Genomic DNA, 21,110 nt, shown 5'->3' with positions numbered 1-21,110 from the left:
GTGGTGATCGCGTCAAAGCTGCCACAAACAGCGGGCAGGCGAGGCGGGGAAAGGCGTGGTTTGCGGGGTCACAGGTTGGGGCCGATACCCCGCCCAGGGAGCCCGTCCTAATCGACGGTTGCGCGCTTCGTCCTCCCCACTGACGTGCCGGAGATGGCGACCTGTCACCGAGGCGAAGGAGGCACGGGGATCGAGGCATCGCCGGGCGTAAGAGCCGGCAACGTTTCGGTTTCGGCTGCCACCGTGTCATTAACGCTCAGCGTCAGCTGCGAAGGGCGCGCGGGAATTGGGGCATCGCCGGGCGCAAGAGGCGGCGATGCTTCGGTGTCGACTGCCACCGTGTCATCGCCGCCCAGCGTCGCGATCGCGGCCGGCGGGGTTACCACAATGGGTACGTCGATGGTTCGCACCACCGGTGGCGGAGCCGGCTGATAATAGTCGCGCCAAGCGTCGTATGCCGCGTAAAATTCGACGAACGGGCGGTCGAGCCGTAGCAGAGCTGCTCGGGCGAAGGCCGGTAGATCGTCATCGGCGACTTGACCGACCTGCGCGATCTCCACGCGTGCCACCGCGCAAAAGGCCGCCCGCATCGCCGGCTGCGCGTAGAAATTGTAGATGCGCGTCTGATTGTCATCATAGACACGCTGCCAGTCCCACCAACCGGGCGCCTGCCACTCCCGAATATAGGCTTGGTAGTGGCGATCGATCACGGCAGCATGCGTCTTGATCCACGCATTATAAGGCTCGACGACCCCACCACCTGCCTGGTCGCAGCTGAGCGCGGCGACGTTCAATGCGTTGCGCAGATGCCAAACGGCGGCCTGATCGGTATTGTCGAGATTAGGCGTGACAAAGGTGCCGTCGGCGCGCTTGGTCGGACTCTTCATGCCGATATAGCCACCAGCCGGCATCGGCGGGGGCGGCGGCGATAGCGTCGCGACAACCGGTGGCGGCTGCACGGGAGCGGGCGGCGTGGCGCAACCGGACATGGCGAGAGCCAGTCCGCCTAGCAAGCCCCATCCGAGGTTCGCGCGCAATGTCATCGTCTCGCCCAGGTAATCCGTTGAGGCGCGCTTAGCCCGCACCAGATGAACATTACAAGAATGGCTGATCTCCCCTCGTCCCCTCCCCGTCCTCAATCGAGGTTGTGGCCTGTCGAAGGGTCGGCGCCGATTTGGCTATATGCAGTAGCCCCGGCCCCATGGAGCGCTTCGTCGTTACGGATGGCTGCTGCCGGGAAGAGCGGCGCTATCACCCCGCCTGGCCCATTGATCACTAAGAAGTCGTCTTCGGCTCAGACGTTCAAAGGTTCGGTCGACGGTGTTGTTCATGAGCGGTCTCCTACGCGCCGACAGCGCACGAGCCGGCCGAAAAGCGGCTGAACCGAAATCGCCCACTTGCGGCCGTTCGCACCGCACGGCACGATGCGAGCATGATCGAGATTTTAGGACAAAGCTACGGGGTCACGGTCGGCAGCGATATTCAACGTGACGGCATGTATTTGGAGGTCGAGGATAACGCGAAAGTGGCCCTTGCTGAGGTATTTTACAGCGACCGCGACAACAGCATGACGTTCACAGGCTACCGAGCCGATCTGCCGCTTCCCCTTGTCGAATGGCTGATCGCCCACGCAAAGGAACGGCTGACACCCGCGAGCGGAAATGGCGGCTAACCCTCCCATCCCGGACATTCCGCTAACGCCCAAAAGCAGACATTAGGTCGCGCCAGCGGACGCTACCCAATCGCGCAAAGCCACCGCGTCATAATAGGCGTTGTGCGGAACCGCACTTCGCTGCTCGGAAGCAAAGTCGCATGTTCCGAGCAGTTCAAAACGAACAGAGCGCGCTATCAGCCGTCCTCCGCGCCGATTGGTAAGAAGGGAGGCCGCGTGTGCGATATCCTCCGGCCAGTCGGCAATCAGCACCGCGTCTGTGTCTGAGGCAAGATAGTCGCTGAACAGTTGAGCAACCTTGGCGAGCGGCCACTGCCTCGTTTGCAGGACGGGCAAGACGTTTGCTGCAACCCAAGGGACCGGCATAGGGCAATCGACCGCCTCATAGAACGGCGCGACCTCGTCGCGCTCTGGAACGGCAGCGATGGCGATCAGTTCGCCCCCAAACCCGTTGAATTCAGCATCAACAAAATAGCGCACACGATCCTTTCACCAGAACATGCCAAAGGCGTCCAGCAGCGATGTCCCCTAACCTCCCATTCCGGCCATTCCATTTTCGCCCAGTGCGGGGCTCTACGGCGTCGCGGATATGGTCGCCCCCTCTGCATTTGACAGGCTGCCGAGATATTTAAAATGACCGCTGGTGCACGTTGCGGCCACCTTCATACGTGCAACCGGTGCGAACTTTGCGGTGAACACTATGGTGCCGACACTAACCGTAACGTCGCCCAGTTTCGAAACCGACAAGGAAAAGGGGATTTCTCCAGAGGAGGGTACGCGACCTTGAGGTGTCTCCTTAAGAACACCGCGTTGCATCTCGATATGATCGACATCAAATTCAGTCGCATCGTCTGCCGGAGCATTCATCTGAAATCCAACGCCGTTCTTATCATCGGCACTGACGATCGCTACACTGGCGGACGGAACATAGTCTTTCGATGCCATCGCGAGTGCTGAGATCGTGCCGACAACCGTTACCGGCAGCGCCACGATCTGTGCCTCCGTACTGAATTGGTCTACCGATGCATCACAGTCGAATTGCAGCGGTGTCTGGGCATTCGCGATCAACGGTGCACCCAGCGTCCCCGTCAAGATCCCGATGACGATCATCAAACGGATATGTTTCGCCATTCCAACGTCTCCACGTAAATATGCCGTTCTTATCGTACGCAGCCGTCAACATTGCCATGCTGAGGTTCAGCGCACGCGATCTTCGAGGCGATCGCCATTGGCTACGTAGCGCGGCGCGGAACGGCGACGCTGGTCGCCGGCTGGCCCGGCTCTAAAACCGACTTCCGCATGGCGTTGCCCAGGATGTAGGTTGAGGCCGACCTGGCAGGGTAATTCTACACGGTCTCCTCAGGCTCGCCAACCGATCAGCTCTCGAGAAACACGGTCCCTTTTAGAAGGGCCGCAGCGTCAGCAGACGTCCGCTAACGCGAGCTGCCTTGCCAATAGCGGACGGACCGCAATCCTCCCATATCGGCCATTCCGCTAACGCCCATTCGTCGCCGTTCAGGTTAACTACGACGTTTCTCCATTGTCGCCGTTAATTGGCTCCTACATCGTGGCGCAATGACATGGATCGCCGAGATATTCGTCCAAGGCTTCTGGGAAGGTGCGGTCGAAGTTGCTTACCACAAGTGGGGATGGGTTGGCGGTGCGGTGGCTCTGTTAGGACCATTCGTAGTTGGTGGAGCAGTGTTGTAGATCATCTTCGGATGGCCGCCGACGCCCAGGTTGCGGACGTCCAGTCGAGCTTTCACGGTGAAAAAAGCCGCCATTGCTCTGGGTCGCTCAATCCGGCAAAATCAGCCTATGAATTCCTCGTCCGTTGAGCATCTGTGGTCAAGCCTTTGGGCGCCGCGACCTGCTGGGGAAGATATCCGACTGCGGTTCGCTCTCGGTGGCGAGGAGTTTGACAACACCGTACAGCAAGTTCCGCGCTTTCTGCGAGCGCACCGGCGGGCATCGTCTGTAGCCGACGCGCTGTTCAGCGAGAGCTGCGTGGCCGTCGTGGCGTGGAACGGTCGCCCGCCCTATCCCGAGGAGCTTGCTGACGACGTAAAGGATGGGTTCGTTGCCCTACAGTCCACCGGATTTGCGGCTCCTCAGATAAACGAATGGCAGGCAACTCTCTACCCCGACCCGGACGGTGAGGCGTATGTTTGGGACCTCCGCAGTTATGAAATGGGTCGTGATAAGGTCGCCCGCGACACACTGCTCTGGCACGCCATCGCTTCAGAGATGCCTATCTACCCGAGCGCTCCGGTCGTCACCTTCCTGCTCGACCCAATCACGTCCGTGATGCTGCACGTCTACGATGATCGGGGAATGGACATCGTAGCATATGATCCCGCTAGACTTCACGGTCTTTACTCAAAGTTTGCAGATTGGCTCTTCGACTACGATCGTGAGCGGATGGCGAAGCTGTTCTAACCACGTCCGCTCGTGCTGCCCCCGCGCCTGTAAGCTGCCGGTCCGCAGTTCTCTCCATCCCGGCCATTCCGTTTTTGCCCGATTGCAGATGGGGAAGATGACTGGCAGCATGATGTCATGATCGCTGTCTTTATCCTCCTCGCCAGCGCACCCGTGTCGGGCTGCGATCTAGCTCACATCAGCGGAGCCCGTGCTGTCCATGAAGCGCTCGGTCAGCGTGCCGTGAAGATTATGGCGGCTGCGGCTGCAACAGGTCCAAAGGCAGACGCCTTACTAAGCGCTTTGGTCGACGAATCGGCTAGCTTCAATCTAATCATTGGAGACGTGGGATTGCCGAATGCCGGTATAGCAGGTGCTCGGTCAATCGCCCAAACTATCAAGGCCGACCAGTTCCGGTATCTTGGCTGGGATTATATGGACCTTCCTGCTGACGGATGCGGAAAACAATTGATCACCGTGGATTTTATAAACAACCGCGACCGGCGCATTTCTCAGATGGAATTTACGTTTCAACAAGCGCGCTTGACCGCTGCAAAGGGTTGGCAGCACTCATTTGAAAGCGGGCCGCTGCCTGCTTTCGTACCGGATAGCAACGGCAGCTAATCTATCCATTTCGGCCATTCCGCTTACGCCCACTTGCAGACATTCGAAGCGCGTGTGAAAGTAGCGTCGATGAGGAGTGTCTGTGACTGTATCGGCTAATCCTCGAGCAGCTAACCTCGAACGCTGGCGTCCGGCCCTGTGGACGCTCCTTGGAGCCTTACTCCTCCTTCCGACCATCGCGATGTTGTTCACCGACGAGGTGCGTTGGACAGGTACCGATTTCATTGCGGCTGCCGCTATTTTTGCCGTTGTCGGCTGTGCGATTGAGCTGATCGTTCGGTTCGTTGATCAGTCTGTCTTACGCATGGCTCTCGTTTGCGGAGTGATATTAGCCGCCTTGATAATCTGGGCCGATGGTGCTGTCGGCATCCTCTAAATTGTGTAGCGGGACGGCGGCTCTCCTTCCCATTCCGGCAATTCCGCTTCCGAATGTCACGCGCTATAGCGTTGAGCAGTGTCACGATCCTTTTTAGTGAGCCGTATTATCAAGGCGGGAATCCCAAGATGGTAAAAAGCGAGCTGGTGGAACGCATCAGTCAACTCAATCCAGAGATCCAGCGATCTGACTGTCGGAAGGTCGTCGAAACGTTCTTTGATACTATGATAAACCAACTAGCTACAGGGGGTGATATTGAATTGCGCGGTTTCGGTCGCTTGTTCATGTCGCAAACTGCCACCCGAACCATACGTAATCCGCGCAGCGGCTCGGTTGTGTCAGACCAGTCGGTAGCGGCGGTGCGCTTTCGGACGGGCAAGCCGCTTCTCGCATTATTGAACGGTGCGTAGCAATTCAGGTGGCGGGTAGGCGTCGGCGTCGCGGTCGTAGCGAAAGGCATCGCGAGTGAAGAAGGCCTCGCGCTGGCGACCGCAGCCGATGGCCGGAATGTACGGCATGATATTTCGCTCGACCAGCTAGCCGAGCAGCGAGCCGCTGCCATACGCTTCGTCGGCCGAGAGGCTTGCGGGCGCGATGCCCAGCTTAGTTCTGATGCGTGACACCAGCGTCCGGGTTGCAGCCACTTCAGCTGCGAAGCGCGCGGGGGGGGGGGGGCCTCAACGTAGAGGATACAGCCAAAGCGGAGGTCAAGCAGCGGGTTGATAGCGTAGGCGTAGCGTGCCGGCCGGTGATTGCAGGTGAGCGTTGCCTGCGGGTCCGGCGAGATGCTTGCCGGCTCGACGGAGGCCGGCTCGTCCGGACCTGGCGGCAACGCGGCAGCGAGCGCCGCGAGATCCTCGGCGACGGGCCGCGAGACGCTCTCCCGAGCACGCCGTTCGTCAACTGCGTCGGCACCCTTCAGCTTCTTCTCTCGGCTGGCATCGGCCATGATCGCGCTGCCATCCACCTTCACGTCGCGCCCCGCTACCAGCCCGGCCGCAGCGCACTTGGCGACCACCTGCTCGAACAGCAGACGATGCAGGTCGCGGGCGCGGAAGCGACCGTGCCGGCTCTTGGAGGAAGTCGAATGATCAGGCACCCGATCGGCCAGAACGAGACGACAGAACCACCGGTAAGGCGAGGGTGAGACGCACCTCCTACAAGCGCCGTTCTGAGCGGCTGCCGGATAGGTAGCTGACCAGCAGTTTCCGCAGAAGTAGTTCCGGATCGATTGAGGGTCGCCCGGTCGTGCTGTAGCTCGCCACCAGTGCGTCGCGCACGAAGCCGAAATCAAAGAGGGCGTCGATACGTCGGAGCAGATGGTCAGCGGCCCATGATCGTCGAGCCGGAACCCATACAACAGCGCGCCCTGCGCTACCTGCCGCCCATCATGTCCCTACTCCTCGCCGCTTTGCAGGAGCGAGTCACGGCACCCGGCGGTAGCAGGCACCCGTTTTCAACAGTGTCGTCTGGTTGTGACACCCCAAGCGACGCAAGCCTTACCCGTTTCAGCGATGGGGACAGGTTTTGGGAAGAACTGCGTTTTTCCGTTCCGATCCATTCCGAGAACAGCCCTGCGTCGTCTCGATTGTTGTTCCTAATTGGGAAGGCCGGGATCAGTAGAAATTGCTATTACGAAGGCTCGCATTCGTTACGCCTTGCTCAAAGCACGCCCGGCGGCGATTAGGTAATTCATGCCGTCGACACCTCTGGAATCGTCGCCCCCGCTCAGTGCGGTTGAGCTCCAAGTGCTCACGCTGCTGGCGAGGGGGCATACCACGAAGTCTATCGCGGCGACCCTCGATTTGTCAGTCTATGCCGTCAACGAACGGCTGCGCGAGGCGCGTCGCAAGACGGGAGCCGCCAGTAGTCGCGAGCTCGCACGCCGCCTGGCCACACAAGAAAATTGGGACAAGCAAATCGGGGTTCCGGACGAGAACCCGCACAGCGCAGAGCCGGAGTCGCCTAGCGCGGCCATAGCGGCCCGCCGGCGATCGAGGAGTTTTGTCATTATGCTCGCAATCGTTTCAGTCTTCGGCCTTGCCGTTGTGGCCTTGCAAGTCGTGCCCCCGCCCGCAGCCATGCGCAAACAGGGCGCATCCGCACCGGCGTCCGGTGTTTCGCGCAGCATGGCCCCCCTCAGTCCCTATCGAGCCCGTTTCGACGCAGAGGCGCGCAACAACAATTGGGCCGCCCCCGCCGAATTGCGTACCCTATCGCTTTTTACTCTCGTTGATGGTGTCCAATCGATCGAGGTTCATTGCGCCGCCACTCTGTGCCGCGTTGAAGGCGCGGTGCTACCTGACGCGTTGAAGCGCGTCAGGTCCGGGGTTGAGGGGGCTACCTTACGTGATCGCCTCCGAGAGGCCGGGCTTGAAGTCGTTGCAACGGATTTTCGCATTTCTCCGGATGCGGCAGAGCCGGGTAAGTTCACCACCTTCCTAACCCGTACCGGCTGAGTCTAGACACGGGTCTACCACTTGTTTGGACGTCCCAAGTCGCCCCGGCGTCTACCATCGGCACTGGGGCGCACCTCGCGTACTCGCCAGCTTATCAAACGCGCTTCGCCGTACCGGTAAGGCAGATATCACAGGTTTTGCATTGGCTATAAACGCAGGGAAACGCCCACTTGTTGCCGTTGAAGCTGAAACAGGCGCTTCCCGATAGTGGACGTTCAGCCGAACTGAGCTCACGGTGTATACAGGTTGCAGGTCGACGGCGTAGAAGTCGGCGTAGGGTTAAAAACCTGAGAATAATCGCGCCGGTCGCGAACCACGAATGACGCAATATAGTGGATCGTCTGCGGAGGAGCGAGCCATGTACCGAACAGCGGCTGGGTGCGATAGTTTAACTCGACATACATCACGCCCGCTCCGCCAGGCGCCATGATCGGAGTCGAGCCGTTGTCGCTGATGCCTAGCGGCAGGTCGTAACCCTTGTCAGTCATGGCATCTGTACTGCCCGCCGTACTCGTCACGTTGGCTTTAAACTGACCGTCGAAGCCCGCCCCGCTTTTGGCGCCGATACACCGCTGCCAGTGGATGCGCTGCACCGGTTGCGTATCATAACTTTGCGCGACGTTTTCTAGGCTTGACACCGTGATACGCCCATTCGTCGTCAGGCTGATGCCTGCACCCTGGTACCGGGCCGCTTGAAGGATGTCATTCACGTCGACTTCGCGAAGCTGCTGGGTCGCCAGGTTGCTGTACGCTCCGACACGGGAAGCGTTGTCCGCAAGGTTCAATGCGATCTGGCTGACGCGCAGGTGGACTATCGCCAGGTTCGCTAACTCGACGCCGTAACATCCGACCAGCAGCACTATTGGCGCAGAAAGGGCGAACTCGAGTAACGCTAAGCCGGCTCGGTCGTGACAGAAGCGGACGGCGAACTTGCGGACATTGCGCTCTATCATATGCATATCGTTGCGTTGACGTTGACGGTTTGACCCGCGTAAGGCTGGTTCTTCAGCAGCGTGCTCGCTGTTATCGTCTGCATCGGCGACAATTTCATCAGCCCGGCTACCGGGAACATACGCGGATAGGTGATCGTCATCGTGTACAACGTCACCGCGCTTGCACCGCCTTGGCCGTTCAGGCCTGGGTCGGCATCCCACGCGCCGTTGCCGTTTTCGTCAGTGTAACACTCGCCTGGATCGCGCACTCCGTTGCTATTGGTATCAGTAAAAGGCTCGGGAGCGACCTCGCCGAAGCTGTCGTAGCTCTTGCGAGTTGCACACCATGTACCAGTGGATACCGAGGACGCGCAATTATTGGTAAGGTTATTAATCAGTGGCTTCATCAACGTGATGACCTGTCCGTCAATGGTAGCTGCGTTGCTGGCGCCGCCCTCGATTGCCGAATCGCGTGCCGCCTTTTGAACGGAACCTGTGAGGATAGACTGCGCATAGGCCCGGTACAGCAGATCGCCGAGCCCCATAACCATCAACAGCATGACTGGACAAATCAGGGCGAACTCGATCAGCGTCGCGCCGCACAAATCTTCGACCAACCGCTTGCGGGCGGGAACCACTACTTTGTGACCCGCAGCATGGCGAGGTGCTGCGCGATCGACGTGAACGCTGCCGACAGGCCATTGCCACTGGGGGTAAAGAGCGCCTGATTCGTCGTCGTCGCACAGGTTTGCAACGGGGTCGACGTACTGGTCGCAATTGCGACCGTCCACACATCGACATTGCGCGCCTTCGCGGCCGCACAAGCGGCGAGGAAGCGGGAGTTATGATAGTTGGTCAGGCTACTGGTATCACCGTTGGCAACACGCTTGTCATAATCCTCGTAACCGTACATCGAATAGGCATTGCTGTTTGGCGACATCACGCCGTCGGTAAGGAAAACAATCACTCGGTTTGGCGGGTTGCGGCCAGGCCACGTGGCAGTATCGCCCGCCCAAGCGCCGGTGGGCGAAATTAAGCGACTGCCCCAAATCATGCCTGTATCGTGGTAGGTGCCACCCTGCGGCACGAAGTCAGTTGCGTACAGATAATTATAGACGTTGCTGCGTGCCATCACGCTGAGTCTTTTTACCGGCTTGCCGCAGGCGGTATAACCGCTTTGAACCAATGCGGTGGAACCTAAGCTTGGACGGTAATTGTTCTCATCACCATTTGTATAATCGGTCGCGGCAGTTCGCCAATATTCGATATCCTGCATATGCGGCAACCACCGACTCGTACCGCTTGGCTTTGCGTCGGGATCTAGCTCGGAAGGCAGGCTGCTCGTCACGAAGGTGCTCTGCCCGGGATTTTGAACCGGGGTTTCGACGCACCCAAGCCACTGCGTTTTAGAACCGTCAACTGCGGTAGGATCGGTCATCGACAACGCGCCGTTGACCAAGGAACTCACGTCCCATTGCAGTTTTTTGTATTCCCATTTCGGGCCAAGCGTCTCGGTGCGGGTGTAGCAGAAGTAGCTATTCGAGTTAAACGCGCCTTGCGTGCGCCATACGTCTGAGGTGCTGGTAGCTGTGCTTGTAGAGGGGTCGTAAGTAAGCGCGGTAGAAGGTGTGCGAACAGATGCCGCGGTACAGTTTGCCTGCGTCTTGCTATTGCGCACATCAGATGTGGATATCGTGTAGTCTGCATAAACATGTCGTGACTGGTAATAGGGCTGATCCGACGATCCGCCAGAACCGACAAGGTAGCTCGGCGAAACGTCCAAGATCGCTTGTCCGGCATTCACAACTGAACTGTAGGACACAAACCCGTAGCGGACGTTCGTAGCGGGATCTGCGTTGGCGGCGAACGCGTCGTAAAAGCTCAGTACCGCTTTGCGAAGCGCTTCAATGCGCGAGACGTTGCTTCCGTTAGAAAATAGCTCCTTTACGGCATAGGCGCTACTGCCGGCATAGCCCGGTACGCCGCCGCTCGTTGGGCGCGTATAGGAATATGTGCCGGTGCCGCAGGTGTCTGCGCCACCCGACAGACACGCCATTGAACCGGTCGTATCCAGCACAAACATGACGTCTGTGTCCGCAACGTCGTACCGAGCCTGGCAATTTACGGCGATCGTTTTCTCAGACATGTTGAAGATCTTCATCAATGTCATAGGCACCGTGGCCGAGGCAGTGCCGGCAACTTGGCTATCGCTGGTCTTTGTCGGAGTGAAGACTAGGCCGGTACTCCCCATCCAGCCGGTCCTAAAGTTGTTAGAAAAGAAATTATTCGCTTGCGTCACTGCAACCGGCTCGAGAGTGCTATTGGCGCTCGTCATAAACTTGCGTCCTGCAAGAACCCCTGCATCGCACGCTTGCTGAAGACGCGCTTTGACGACGTAGAGACGCGCGACGTCCACCGCTGATCCCGCCAGTCCCAGCAGAGGAATGAGAAACGCGGCCATCATCGCCAGTGTGTTGCCCCGCCGGTCGCGGACAATGCGCATGAGGAAGCCCGCGTGTGCGCGGTTATCACCCAACGTTATCATAAAAAATTACAACCTCTGCCTCATCAATCGGGCGAGTAGACGCGCAGCCGATCAATCTGGACTAAGCCAAAGTGGTTAATTTTACCCCCACTCTGGATAGAATCGGCGCGGCTTTGACCGCAGTCTCTGCCGAAATCCCCGCTCGCAGACGGGGAATTGGGAACCATCGTGGTGAACATGGGGCGGAGTTTCCGCCTGGGCGTGGCGGCCGCAAAGGCTTATGCACTAAATGCTAATGGTCCCCTGTCATCAGGTGAACCATGTTGCGTAATCTTCGTCATCTCACCCGTTCGGATGATCCGTTACCGACGACAAAGGCCGCGAGGTCAATCCGTCTGGTGGACGCGTTTGAAGCAGAGGGATCCGGCTGGTTCTGGGAGACGGATCCGGACGGAACGATTACGTATATTTCTGATCATATACGACAGAATCTATGTAGCGATGCGTTAGACGCCGGTACTGCTACATTGCCACAGATTCTCGAGATTGATCCGGAGGGGATTTCGTCACGAACGTTGCATTTCCAGCTGTCGACCAGGGCTGGTTTTCACAATGTTGCGGTGCGCGCGATCGAACAGTCGATCCCAGTATTCTGGGCGATTTCCGGCCAGCCTCGGTTTGACAGCGAAGGAGTGTTTCAAGGTTATGTCGGGTCCGGTAGCGATCTGGCTGAAAGGCGCCGCTCGCAAGCTGACATTACTAGATTAGCGTACACTGATGCGTTGACTGGTCTGGCAAACCGCGAACGAATGCGCAATGCGCTGGAGCGCCTTTTGCTTGCCCGCCAAAGCGGCTTTCATCCGACCGCCTTGCTCCTCCTAGACCTTGATCGCTTCAAGGCCGTGAATGATACGCTCGGCCATCAAACGGGTGACGAACTTCTCCGGCGTGTGGCGCAACGTATCCAACGCGTTGTCGGCACGGACGGCGCCGTAGGACGGCTAGGGGGTGACGAGTTTAAAGTCATTCTCGCGAGCGATACTGCCAGGAGAGATGCAGAAGCTATCGCCACCGACATCATCCATTCGGTGTCGCAACCCTACCTCATCGAAAGCGCACCTATTACGATCGGGTGTTCGATTGGAATCGCAATAGCGCCGGAGCATGGACAGACGGTAGACCACCTCGTCCGGAACGCCGATCTTGCGCTCTACGCAGCCAAGGACGGAGGACGCGGACTACACCGTGTCTATACCGACGACATGCTTGTTGAGGCCACGCACAGGAAGCACCTCGAGGATGACTTGCGCCAGGCTCTGGCCCAAAACGAGCTTTACGTCGTCTACCAGCCCGTCGTCTCGATGGTCACAACGCTGATCGTCGGATACGAGGCATTGGTGAGGTGGGAGCACCCGGTACGGGGGGCAGTAAGCCCAGCTGAATTTATTCCTATTGCCGAAGAAATTGGTCTGATCGATGGCATAGGCGAGTGGGTCTTGCGGACCGCAGTTGCCGATTGCGCAAAGTGGCCCGCCGGCATTCGTGTCGCCGTGAACGTATCGCCAATCCAGTTCGCAAACCCCAAGCTGCCGTCGGTTGTCGCAAACGCGTTGATATCTGCGACGCTGGCTGCGGATCGCCTCGAACTCGAAATAACCGAAAACGTCTTCCTGAATGAGGGCAGCTGCACAGACCAGATGTTCAAGGCTCTCAAAAGTCTAGGCGTCCGTCTGGCTCTCGACGATTTCGGCACCGGCTATTCGTCGCTCGGTTATCTAAAGAATGCACCGTTCGACAAAATAAAAATTGATCAGAGCTTCATTCGCGGCGCGATTGTTGCAGGAAACCGCAACGCTGCCATCATCCGCGCGATCGTGACGTTGGCCGATACGCTAGGGATGGAGACGACGGCGGAGGGCGTCGAGCAGCAGGACGAGATTGCGTTTATACGGGAACTCGGCTGCAGCCATATCCAGGGCTATGTTTATGGACGGCCGGCCAGAATCGAACATGTGTTGGCTTGCCTATCGGACTACGGTGCGCCTGCGGAAGCCGTCGGCCATAAGGTCAGTCGTGCACCTCGCGAAAAGGTGCTTCGCAAGGCGCAACTTTTGCAGGGTAGCAATCGAACCCAGATTATTGTCCGCAACTTTTCAGCGAACGGAGCTATGATTGAAGGCTGTAACTTTAACAACACCGACGTCGGCGCATCTGTATTGATTGAGCTGGTTGATGGACATATACTATCTGGAAGCGTTCGATGGGTCAATACCGGAAGGGTCGGCATCGAGTTTTCGAAAAGCGTTGATCAAAAGATCATTATTTGAGTATCTGGAACGATATAGATTCTGTACTGCGCGCAGGCCCAATTAATGAATTGTACACTTGTTGCTGTCACCGGACGGAAAGGCCGATCACCATACGGCGGTCGGGCTGAGCCTGACCACAGCACGCGAAAGGGCGGTTTGCACGAGGTGAATCGGCATCGCCAGTTCAGCTACTGTCAATGTGTCGCCTTCCTGCATTAACAAATCATGCGCCAAATTGAGGAGCTTTAGCGCCTCTCGATATCGTTCCATACAACCCGTCCTGAAGTGTCAAACGCCCAATGCACGAACGGACCTTTCGGGTGCAAAAAGAACAGGTTAGCTTAGGTTAAGTCGCTGCCGATCGGTGGTTTCGCACATTAGGCGAGCTACTCTTTCAGCCTATCGCCTTGTAAGCCAGACCTCAGTGTGCCGGGAGGCTTCAGGCTGCCCCGCCGATTGCGACGTACATTTATATCTGTTTTGCCGAAGGATCGCGAGCGCGCAATTCGCCGCCGCCTCGCCGGTGTCGTTGTAATAGCGAACATCGGCAACGTTCGGCGTCACCTAGACAGGATCGCTGAATTTCTCGACTGTGAATTTCTTAAGGAGCGCCGCGCGTATTGCGATACCGGTTTGCTTCGGTTCCGACCCTGCCCATTAAATATAGATGTTATTTTCAAAATTGGCTTCACATGCGGGTCTCTCTGCCGCGGCGACATAGTTACGAAGAGGAGCAGGTTGCGGCGGGTAGATGCGCGCTTGGGATCGTCCTTCACAGGGAAAGAGTCATAAAATAGGATCGAGCGTTACTATTCACGTCCTCCCCACTCTTGAAGTTGGAATGGCTTGCGGTACTCTCTGCGCCTGCGAGCTTAAAGCATAAAAACCCGTTAGAAAACATCCGCAGCTTCCGGTAAGATCGTTACAATACCTGGAACTCTCGTCAGTGTTTGGCCGCCTGCCAAATCAATAGGTGAGACTACACTGATGGTTACCCTGCTTACCATCGTTGAGGGTCTATACGCCGTCGTTCTCATTGGCTTTGCAGTTTGCGCAATTGCGGCAAAATACATTCCGGCGTGAATGATTGGTTCCTCTGATGATCGGTTGGGCACCGCAGCGGGGAGGCGTCTTGGGAATGCTCAACCCGCTGCGATACCTTATTCATGTCACTAACCCAGACCGTAGGCAATCCCCACAAATCCGAGTTTGAAACGTTTGTCGCGACGAACGCGTGTGACGAGCACGAAAGAGGAAGCTCGCCGCGACTATTCATTGAACGCACCTGCAATCCCCACGGGTCAATCGTTTCAGGAAACTCGAAAAGGCAACGCTCGGTTTCGATTTCTGCGTTTGCGCGACGTACCGCGTCGCAGCATTAAGGTAAGGGCTTTCAAGCATCCTCTCCTAAAATTTCGACCGGGTAACTCCGGCCATTTTTTGGCCTGTTGATTAGGTTGTCGTGAGTGCCTGCGTTGTAGCGACTGCCAACTTGAAACGCCTGCAGGCTAGATCGTTGACGGAGGGGATTGGACATGGCCGCAATCACCGAGGAAGCCTTACACGGCAGATGGTTCTATCAGAAGACGATCAGCCGCTCGATCGTAACGGCGCGAGCTGCTATGTTCTCCGCAACGGTGAGATGAAGACCGGCACCGGCGCCGAAGTAGCCACGTACAGTATCGAGGGAGGGCGGTCATCAGGTCCACCGAACGACACCGATGATGACCGTGCACACGTTGAGCAGCTTGGACCCGTTGTTCGACAAGACAATAGACACCTTGTCGTCGTCCGTGATCTATATCCTCCCCGATCGCAGCGATCCGTATCATATGTACGGTTCATTCGTTCGCCGCTTCGCCGCGTTCTCAAGCGCCGATGTCTCAACCGGCGCCAGCAGGCTAGCGGGTCGTCCTCCATGCACCAAAAGTAGACCGTCTGCGCATCGGCAGGCCGAAGTTCCGGCAAAATTTCCGCGATTTACCCGCCGACGTGGCCGTTCGGACCGCCGACCATCCTGATCGCACCCGGTAACGCGAACCCTGTGCTCTTTTGGGCAAGGAGTGGTTCGAGAGAACTCAGTGCGGATAGATATGCAACAACTCCAAGATACGTAAAAAAATGCGGGTATTGATGCGGGTATTGATGCGGGCCGCGAACGGTTGCGCGCAGACACCCTTTGCCGCTGCCCCGCGCGAATACGTGTGTTTTTGACTACGTATGCCGCAATGTGCAAGCTGGCCGACCGTCATGGGCTTGGCGCAAAAGACGATAGAAGTTGCCAAGAATCTGCGTCAGAACCCTAATTCGCGTTGAGGGAGGCCAGGTAAAAAAAACGGGGCGAACCGACCGCTCAGCTTTGCCCGGTCGAAATCATCTATCTGGCCATTTTCGCCGGTTTGGGGCATCGGGGCGGCATAAACCCGTTCTGTCGACCATTTATGTCCGGCAGCGACCTTGTTGGAAGCCAACCATGCCAGTATCCAGCCTGAGATGACGTCTTCACTCTCACCTGTTCAGCTCATTCGCCCAACCCGTCACGGGGATGCGCGTGGATGGTTCACCGAGGTCTATAATCGTGAGGCGTTTGCCAAGCTCGGTATTACCTGTACTTTCGTGCAGGATAATCATTCGCTCTCTGCTCCAGCCTATACGCTCAGAGGCCTGCATTATCAGACCCCGCCGCGCGGGCAGGACAAACTCGTGCGGTGCATCCGTGGGCGAATTTTTGACGTTGCCGTCGACGTTCGCAAAGGCTCACCGACGTACGGAAAGTGGGTCGGCGCCGAGCTGTCCGCCGAAAATGGGCATCAGCTTTTTATTCCGATCGGCTTTGCGCACGGCTTTGTCACGCTCGAGGACAATTGCGAAGTCACCTACAAGTGTTCGGATACCTATGCTCCCGCCAATGATGGCGGCATCCGCTGGGACGACCCTGCGATCGGCATTGATTGGCCTATGCCCGTCGGGACCGCACCCGAGTTGAGTGGCAAGGATAAAGTCCAGCCGCTGCTCGCGGACTTCGACAGCCCTTTTCCCTATGACGGCCGCCCGCTGGCGCCACTCGCCTGAAGGACAGACCTATGCGCATTTTCGTCACCGGCGGGGCCGGCTTCATCGGCTCGGCTCTCGTCCGTCACCTCATCGAGACCACCGAGCATGAGGTGCTCAATTTCGACAAGCTGACCTATGCCGGCACGCTCACCACGGTCGAGCGCGTCGCCGACAGCAACCGCTATCGCTTCGTCCAGGGCGACATCTGCGACGCGGACGCGGTGAAAGCCGCGATCGCCGAGTTCAAGCCCGAGATCGTCACGCATCTCGCCGCCGAAAGCCATGTCGACCGCTCGATCGACGGCCCCGGCGCGTTCATCCAGACCAACATGGTCGGCACCTACACGATGCTCGCCGAAGCGCGCGCCTATTGGCTCGGGCTCGACGACGCGGCAAAGGCGGCGTTCCGCTTCCACCACATCTCGACCGACGAGGTCTACGGATCGCTCGGCGACACCGGGCTGTTCACCGAAGAGACCCCCTATGATCCGCGCTCGCCTTACTCGGCGTCGAAGGCGGGCTCGGACCATCTTGTCAGCGCGTGGGGCCACACGTTCGGCCTGCCGGTGCTGATCACCAACTGCTCGAACAATTACGGGCCGTATCACTTCCCCGAAAAGCTGATCCCGCTGATGATCGCCAAGGCGCTCGATGGCGGCGACCTGCCGGTCTACGGCAAGGGCGACCAGGTCCGCGACTGGCTGTTCGTCGAGGATCACGTCCGCGCGCTGCATGCGGTGTTTGAAAAGGGCGAGCCCGGCCGGACCTACAATGTCGGCGGGAACAACGAGAAGCAGAATCTCGAGGTCGTGAATACCGTCTGCACGATCCTCGACCGGCTGCGTCCCCGCGCCGATGGCCAGTCCTACGCGACGCAGATCACCTATGTCGCCGACCGTCCCGGTCACGACAAGCGCTATGCGATCGACGCGAGCCGGATCAAGAACGAGCTCGGCTGGGAGCCCGCCGAGACGTTCGAGACCGGCATCGAGAAGACGATCGCCTGGTATCTCGCCAACGAATCCTGGTGGCGTCCGCTGGTGGCCGCCAAGGCGTCGGAACGCCGCGGCGTGGCCGTTTGATGTCTGTGCGTATGAGTGTCGACACGAAGGGCTTGCAATGACCCAGCCAGTTCGGACAATTCTTGTTACCGGCGCCAATGGGCAGCTTGGTACTGAACTGCAGCGGTACGCTTGGCCCAAGGGCTGGGCCGTCGTTGCCCTGGATCAGGATACGCTCGACCTGCGAGATACCGCTGCCATCGCGACCAAGGTTGCGGAGCGTGAATGGGCGGCCGTCATCAACGGCGCTGCCTATACTGCCGTAGACAAAGCTGAGACAGACCTTGTCAACGCTTGGGCCGTCAACGCAATGGCACCTGCGGCATTTGCTGCTGCCTGCGCAGGTGCTGGCATTCCCATCGTTCAGGTTTCGACTGATTATGTGTTTGACGGTGCCCGTGAGGGCGCTTGGCAGGTAGGCGATCCGGTTGCGCCACTTGGGGTCTATGGTGCATCGAAGCTGGGGGGTGAACTTGCCGTACGTACGTCGGGCGCACGCCATGTGATCGTTCGCACGGCTTGGGTCGTTAGTGCGCATGGCAGCAACTTCATCAAAACGATGCTGCGTGTTGGCGCAACCAACCCGACGTTGCGGGTAGTCGACGATCAGCACGGGAGCCCGACATCGGCAGCCGATCTTGCAGCAGCCCTTGCGACGATCACCATGCGCCTCGTTGATGACGCAGCAGCGCCTACGGGCACCTATCATTTTAGCAATGCTGGCGCTGTGACCTGGGCGGGCTTTGCGCGCGAAATCTTTGCACAAAGCGCGGCGCGGGGGGGCGCTGAGGCTGAAGTGCAGGGCATTCCAACAAGCGAATATCCGACGCCCGCGACGCGGCCTGCTAACTCACTTCTAAGCCACGACGCTATCACACAAGATTATGGCATTCACCCCCAAGCATGGCAGACAGCACTCGGCACCATTCTTGACGAACTAATCGGCGTACCAGCCAAGGAGACACAGGCGTGAAGGGCATTATTCTTGCGGGCGGTTCGGGCACGCGCCTCCACCCAGCAACGTTGGCGGTCAACAAGCAGCTGTTGCCGGTGTACGACAAGCCGATGATCTATTACCCGCTGTCGGTGCTGATGCTCGCCGGCATCCGCGACATCCTGATCATCTCGAGCCCCGAATATATCGGCAACTACAAGAACCTGTTCGGTGACGGCTCGGCGCTGGGCCTGACCATCGCCTATGCCGAGCAACCCAAGCCCGAGGGTCTGGCGCAGGCGTTCACAATCGGCGCGGACTTCATCGGCGACGACAATGTCGCGCTGGTGCTGGGCGACAACATCTTTTTCGGCGCCCATCTCACGGACTTGCTGGCCAACGCGGTCGCGCGGCCGGACGGAGCAACGGTTTTCTCCTACCGTGTCGAGGATCCCGAGCGCTACGGCGTGGTCGAGTTCGGCGAAGCCGGCAAGGCGATCAGCCTCGAAGAAAAGCCCGAGGCCCCCAAGTCGAACCATGCGGTCACCGGCCTGTATTTCTATGACAATCGCGTCGTTCAATATGCGCGCGATCTCAAGCCATCGCCGCGCGGCGAACTCGAGATCACCGATCTCAACCGGCTCTACATGGAGGCCGGCAATCTGTACGTCGAACAAATGGGCCGCGGCTATGCCTGGCTCGACACGGGTACACACGATAGCCTTCTTGAGGCCGGAGAATTCGTCCGCACCATCCAGCATCGCCAGGGCGTACAGGTCGCGTGTCTGGAAGAAATTGCGTATCTCCAAGGCTTCATCACCGCCGATCAGGCGCGTGAGGCGGGCGAACGCTTCAAGAAAACCAATTACGGTCGGGCAATCCTGAACGCCATTGACGGCTAGGATTGCTGCCCATTTTGCTTTGCCGCATTCATGGAGAATGCGGCAAAGCAATCTTGTCGTGCGGGATAGGTTGCTGTGAAACCGCCTCTTCCGGACAGGCAGAGATGCCGGTGCCAACGCCTAGCATTTTATTCTCAGGTAATTTGTTTCGATTCAGGCGCTGATCCTCAATTTTGTATCCATATGCCCTCGGCGAAAGCCCGCATGAACCTAGCGGACGCCAACCCGCCCAGCTGATGGATGGGCGCACTGTGCTGTAGACTGTTCGGCCTGCTTCGATGATCCGCCTCGCCGCACTGCTCGCGCTATCTTCCGCTGCTTGATCCCGGCAGCGGCTGCTATTGTGCATACTCGCTGCTTGTCGTAATCGCGCGGGCACCGATAGCGCCACTGCCGTAGATTTACCGTTTGCACGGCACGCCGTACCGTGCGCTTACACAGCCTCGGCCGCGTCGGTCCGCCGCCAATATCGAATGAATATGGCGATAGTCCATGGCAGGCTGACTACGACGATAATGGCGCAATACGCCATCAGAACGTAGCTCGCTCCCCAGAACGACGTAAAGTACGTGGCTCCGGCGACCAATACACCGCAAACCAACGAGTTCCACAGCATCGGTTCTTCTTTGTGGACGCGCATAAAGGTGGCAAGCGCAAACACCGATATGTTACAGGTTGTTACCACCCCGATCAGAACAAGATCCGAAAGGGGGAGGAAGCGATGCATAATCTTGAGGTCAAAATATCGGCCCAGAGAAATTACTGCGCACAAACCAATGCAGGCGACGATCTGAAATGCGATAGACTGCCCGAACAGATGTAGGAACCGCCGCCGCAATTCTGCGCGATCGCCGCGGGCAACAAGTCCAGACAACATCGGCGTTGAAGCCGACATCCAACTCATAGCTATCAGCGAGATGTTGCCGAACACCGCGATCGACAATCCGATCATCGCTGCTTCTGCAGCGCCCCGATGGGCAAAGACGAACGGGGTGAAGACCTGATACAGCAGGTATCCGCTCATCCAGCTGACGCCGATCCTCCACTGCAGCGGGAAAATGTCGCGTCGCCAGCCATAGCCCTGCGCACCTTGCGCCACCCGTTCGACAAATGTCGGTACCCCACTGCGCCGGCGTAGCCACCATCCTGACGTCAGCGCAGATACGACGCTGATACAGGCTGCGGCATACAGCGTGGGATGGATAAGAATAATGATCCAGCAGGATACATATCCGACTATCGTCTGGGCCAAGCGCAAACGCGCAACATGCGCGATCTTGCCGGTGCCCTCGGCAATGGCTAATTGTGGGCTGTAGTAAAGGTTAACCGCCGCAGCCACGACGATCAGCAACCAGGAACCCACCCATTCCCGAGCGGGAACTGCACTGCTGCCTTGCCTAAGAAAAACAAGCCCGCCAATGCCGACGGCAACGGCAAAGACGATAGATAGGATCGCAAACCATCGGCGGACGGACTGACTAAGAAGTCCAATGCGATCGATGGCTGCTTGTCGCTCTTCGGGCGACGAGTTATGCTCTTCGTCAAGCTTTACAATTTCATGACTAACGAGCTGCGTTAGCACGAAGCTCAACCCAAGCTCAAAGAACGCTTGCAGTGCAATAAGACTGTTAAACGTATAGTAATAGCCCTGCATCTCGCGGGAAAATAGCGTGCTGGTCATCAATACCATAACCAGTCCCGCCACGACGCCCCAAGCGCGCTGAAGGACTGTCATGGCGATCGCCATATCGATGCGGAATTTTCGAGCTATCGTAAGCATCTAAGATCGTTTCGAACCATTATGGAGTATCGATATTGGAGGCGACGCCATGGCCAAGTCACGATGGCTAGGCAAGCTAATCCGGCAATAGGAGGTTGGTTCTG

The 21,110-nt window shown here is 58.1% G+C and carries 20 protein-coding genes and 1 pseudogene; 12 read left to right on the top strand and 9 right to left on the bottom strand.

The window, feature by feature from the left end; genetic code table 11:
- Positions 1-164: 164 nt before the first annotated feature.
- Positions 165-1,043 (bottom strand): hypothetical protein, encoded by an 879-nt coding sequence (locus SJY41_RS20910; RefSeq protein WP_380784307.1) that lies wholly within the window; start codon positions 1,041-1,043, stop codon positions 165-167.
- Between the two features lie 389 nt (positions 1,044-1,432).
- On the opposite strand from SJY41_RS20910, the gene SJY41_RS20905 reads away from it, so the two are divergent.
- On the top strand, positions 1,433-1,672 hold the full coding sequence (locus tag SJY41_RS20905; protein WP_380784306.1) for a hypothetical protein: 240 nt from the start codon (positions 1,433-1,435) through the stop codon (positions 1,670-1,672).
- A 42-nt stretch (positions 1,673-1,714) separates the two neighbouring features.
- On the opposite strand, the gene SJY41_RS20900 is transcribed toward SJY41_RS20905, so the two are convergent.
- Together SJY41_RS20900 and SJY41_RS20895 are read right to left on the bottom strand one after the other, a co-directional pair.
- Complete coding sequence (locus tag SJY41_RS20900) at positions 1,715-2,152, bottom strand: hypothetical protein (RefSeq protein WP_380784305.1); 438 nt, start codon at positions 2,150-2,152, stop codon at positions 1,715-1,717.
- A gap of 93 nt (positions 2,153-2,245) precedes the next feature.
- A complete protein-coding gene (locus tag SJY41_RS20895) occupies positions 2,246-2,803 on the bottom strand; it encodes a hypothetical protein (protein WP_380784304.1) in 558 nt (185 codons plus the stop codon).
- An 876-nt stretch (positions 2,804-3,679) separates the two neighbouring features.
- On the opposite strand from SJY41_RS20895, the gene SJY41_RS20890 reads away from it, so the two are divergent.
- From SJY41_RS20890 to SJY41_RS20875, 4 genes are all read left to right on the top strand, one after another.
- Positions 3,680-4,111, top strand: coding sequence for a DUF3885 domain-containing protein (locus tag SJY41_RS20890; protein ID WP_380784303.1), 432 nt, complete (start codon positions 3,680-3,682; stop codon positions 4,109-4,111).
- 117 nt (positions 4,112-4,228) lie between these two features.
- Complete coding sequence (locus SJY41_RS20885) at positions 4,229-4,714, top strand: hypothetical protein (RefSeq protein ID WP_380784302.1); 486 nt, start codon at positions 4,229-4,231, stop codon at positions 4,712-4,714.
- 181 nt (positions 4,715-4,895) lie between these two features.
- A complete protein-coding gene (locus SJY41_RS20880; protein WP_380784301.1) occupies positions 4,896-5,090 on the top strand; it encodes a hypothetical protein in 195 nt (64 codons plus the stop codon).
- Positions 5,091-5,143: 53 nt separating this feature from the next.
- The gene (locus SJY41_RS20875; protein ID WP_380784300.1) at positions 5,144-5,500 is read left to right on the top strand and encodes an HU family DNA-binding protein; all 357 of its coding nucleotides are present in this window, start codon (positions 5,144-5,146) and stop codon (positions 5,498-5,500) included.
- On the opposite strand, the gene SJY41_RS20870 is transcribed toward SJY41_RS20875, so the two are convergent.
- On the bottom strand, positions 5,483-5,608 hold the full coding sequence (locus tag SJY41_RS20870) for a hypothetical protein (protein ID WP_380784440.1): 126 nt from the start codon (positions 5,606-5,608) through the stop codon (positions 5,483-5,485). The genes SJY41_RS20875 and SJY41_RS20870 overlap by 18 nt on opposite strands.
- A gap of 230 nt (positions 5,609-5,838) precedes the next feature.
- Here SJY41_RS20870 and SJY41_RS20865 point away from each other — a divergent pair, with 230 nt between their 5' ends.
- Positions 5,839-6,237, top strand: coding sequence for a hypothetical protein (locus tag SJY41_RS20865; RefSeq protein WP_380784439.1), 399 nt, complete (start codon positions 5,839-5,841; stop codon positions 6,235-6,237).
- Here SJY41_RS20865 and SJY41_RS20860 read toward each other — a convergent pair.
- Positions 6,166-6,384 (bottom strand): annotated as a pseudogene (locus SJY41_RS20860) (hypothetical protein); the annotation flags it as partial. The gene SJY41_RS20865 and the pseudogene SJY41_RS20860 overlap by 72 nt on opposite strands.
- Before the next feature lie 400 nt (positions 6,385-6,784).
- On the opposite strand from SJY41_RS20860, the gene SJY41_RS20855 reads away from it, so the two are divergent.
- Positions 6,785-7,549, top strand: coding sequence for a helix-turn-helix transcriptional regulator (locus SJY41_RS20855; protein WP_380784299.1), 765 nt, complete (start codon positions 6,785-6,787; stop codon positions 7,547-7,549).
- 230 nt (positions 7,550-7,779) lie between these two features.
- On the opposite strand, the gene SJY41_RS20850 is transcribed toward SJY41_RS20855, so the two are convergent.
- The 3 genes from SJY41_RS20850 to SJY41_RS20840 are packed head-to-tail and all read right to left on the bottom strand — an operon-like array spanning position 7,780 to position 10,984.
- Positions 7,780-8,502 carry a TadE/TadG family type IV pilus assembly protein gene (locus SJY41_RS20850; RefSeq protein ID WP_380784298.1) on the bottom strand — a complete coding sequence of 241 codons (723 nt, stop codon included), beginning with the start codon at positions 8,500-8,502 and terminating at the stop codon, positions 7,780-7,782.
- Positions 8,499-9,119, bottom strand: coding sequence for a TadE/TadG family type IV pilus assembly protein (locus SJY41_RS20845; protein ID WP_380784297.1), 621 nt, complete (start codon positions 9,117-9,119; stop codon positions 8,499-8,501). The genes SJY41_RS20850 and SJY41_RS20845 overlap by 4 nt, the downstream gene beginning before the upstream one ends.
- Positions 9,119-10,984 (bottom strand): TadE/TadG family type IV pilus assembly protein, encoded by a 1,866-nt coding sequence (locus SJY41_RS20840; RefSeq protein WP_380784296.1) that lies wholly within the window; start codon positions 10,982-10,984, stop codon positions 9,119-9,121. The genes SJY41_RS20845 and SJY41_RS20840 overlap by 1 nt, the downstream gene beginning before the upstream one ends.
- Positions 10,985-11,286: 302 nt before the next feature.
- On the opposite strand from SJY41_RS20840, the gene SJY41_RS20835 reads away from it, so the two are divergent.
- From SJY41_RS20835 to rfbA, 5 genes are all read left to right on the top strand, one after another.
- Positions 11,287-13,293: a putative bifunctional diguanylate cyclase/phosphodiesterase gene (locus SJY41_RS20835; protein ID WP_380784295.1), complete on the top strand. Its 2,007-nt coding sequence runs from the start codon at positions 11,287-11,289 to the stop codon at positions 13,291-13,293.
- 2,439 nt (positions 13,294-15,732) lie between these two features.
- Positions 15,733-16,347 (top strand): dTDP-4-dehydrorhamnose 3,5-epimerase, encoded by a 615-nt coding sequence (gene rfbC, locus SJY41_RS20830; RefSeq protein WP_380784294.1) that lies wholly within the window; start codon positions 15,733-15,735, stop codon positions 16,345-16,347.
- An 11-nt stretch (positions 16,348-16,358) separates the two neighbouring features.
- Positions 16,359-17,411 carry a dTDP-glucose 4,6-dehydratase gene (rfbB, locus tag SJY41_RS20825; RefSeq protein WP_380784293.1) on the top strand — a complete coding sequence of 351 codons (1,053 nt, stop codon included), beginning with the start codon at positions 16,359-16,361 and terminating at the stop codon, positions 17,409-17,411.
- 37 nt (positions 17,412-17,448) lie between these two features.
- Positions 17,449-18,363: a dTDP-4-dehydrorhamnose reductase gene (rfbD, locus tag SJY41_RS20820; RefSeq protein WP_380784292.1), complete on the top strand. Its 915-nt coding sequence runs from the start codon at positions 17,449-17,451 to the stop codon at positions 18,361-18,363.
- Positions 18,360-19,226, top strand: a complete 867-nt coding sequence (gene rfbA / locus SJY41_RS20815; protein ID WP_380784291.1) for a glucose-1-phosphate thymidylyltransferase RfbA — start codon at positions 18,360-18,362, stop codon at positions 19,224-19,226. Before rfbD ends, rfbA begins: the two co-directional genes overlap by 4 nt.
- A 433-nt stretch (positions 19,227-19,659) precedes the next feature.
- On the opposite strand, the gene SJY41_RS20810 is transcribed toward rfbA, so the two are convergent.
- Complete coding sequence (locus SJY41_RS20810) at positions 19,660-21,006, bottom strand: hypothetical protein (RefSeq protein ID WP_380784290.1); 1,347 nt, start codon at positions 21,004-21,006, stop codon at positions 19,660-19,662.
- Positions 21,007-21,110: the final 104 nt, after the last annotated feature.

Source organism: Sphingomonas sp. R86520 (assembly GCF_042466285.1).
Taxonomy (GTDB): Bacteria; Pseudomonadota; Alphaproteobacteria; order Sphingomonadales; family Sphingomonadaceae; genus Sphingomonas.
Note: the sequence above shows the minus strand (reverse complement) of the source record. Positions and strands in the feature narration are given on the sequence as shown.

What these genes read in the sequence shown, in the direction of transcription:
- SJY41_RS20885 (WP_380784302.1), top strand. Translation starts at nt 4,229, where the DNA reads ATGATCGCTGTCTTTATCCTCCTCGCCAGCGCACCCGTGTCGGGCTGC.
- SJY41_RS20880 (WP_380784301.1), top strand. Translation starts at nt 4,896, where the DNA reads ATGTTGTTCACCGACGAGGTGCGTTGGACAGGTACCGATTTCATTGCG.
- SJY41_RS20835 (WP_380784295.1), top strand. Translation starts at nt 11,287, where the DNA reads ATGTTGCGTAATCTTCGTCATCTCACCCGTTCGGATGATCCGTTACCG.
- SJY41_RS20840 (WP_380784296.1), bottom strand. Translation starts at nt 10,984, where the DNA reads ATGCGCATTGTCCGCGACCGGCGGGGCAACACACTGGCGATGATGGCC.
- SJY41_RS20855 (WP_380784299.1), top strand. Translation starts at nt 6,785, where the DNA reads ATGCCGTCGACACCTCTGGAATCGTCGCCCCCGCTCAGTGCGGTTGAG.
- SJY41_RS20905 (WP_380784306.1), top strand. Translation starts at nt 1,433, where the DNA reads ATGATCGAGATTTTAGGACAAAGCTACGGGGTCACGGTCGGCAGCGAT.
- SJY41_RS20910 (WP_380784307.1), bottom strand. Translation starts at nt 1,043, where the DNA reads ATGACATTGCGCGCGAACCTCGGATGGGGCTTGCTAGGCGGACTGGCT.
- rfbB (WP_380784293.1), top strand. Translation starts at nt 16,359, where the DNA reads ATGCGCATTTTCGTCACCGGCGGGGCCGGCTTCATCGGCTCGGCTCTC.
- rfbD (WP_380784292.1), top strand. Translation starts at nt 17,449, where the DNA reads ATGACCCAGCCAGTTCGGACAATTCTTGTTACCGGCGCCAATGGGCAG.
- SJY41_RS20810 (WP_380784290.1), bottom strand. Translation starts at nt 21,006, where the DNA reads ATGCTTACGATAGCTCGAAAATTCCGCATCGATATGGCGATCGCCATG.
- SJY41_RS20895 (WP_380784304.1), bottom strand. Translation starts at nt 2,803, where the DNA reads ATGGCGAAACATATCCGTTTGATGATCGTCATCGGGATCTTGACGGGG.
- SJY41_RS20850 (WP_380784298.1), bottom strand. Translation starts at nt 8,502, where the DNA reads ATGATAGAGCGCAATGTCCGCAAGTTCGCCGTCCGCTTCTGTCACGAC.
- SJY41_RS20870 (WP_380784440.1), bottom strand. Translation starts at nt 5,608, where the DNA reads ATGCCGTACATTCCGGCCATCGGCTGCGGTCGCCAGCGCGAGGCCTTC.
- SJY41_RS20875 (WP_380784300.1), top strand. Translation starts at nt 5,144, where the DNA reads ATGTCACGCGCTATAGCGTTGAGCAGTGTCACGATCCTTTTTAGTGAG.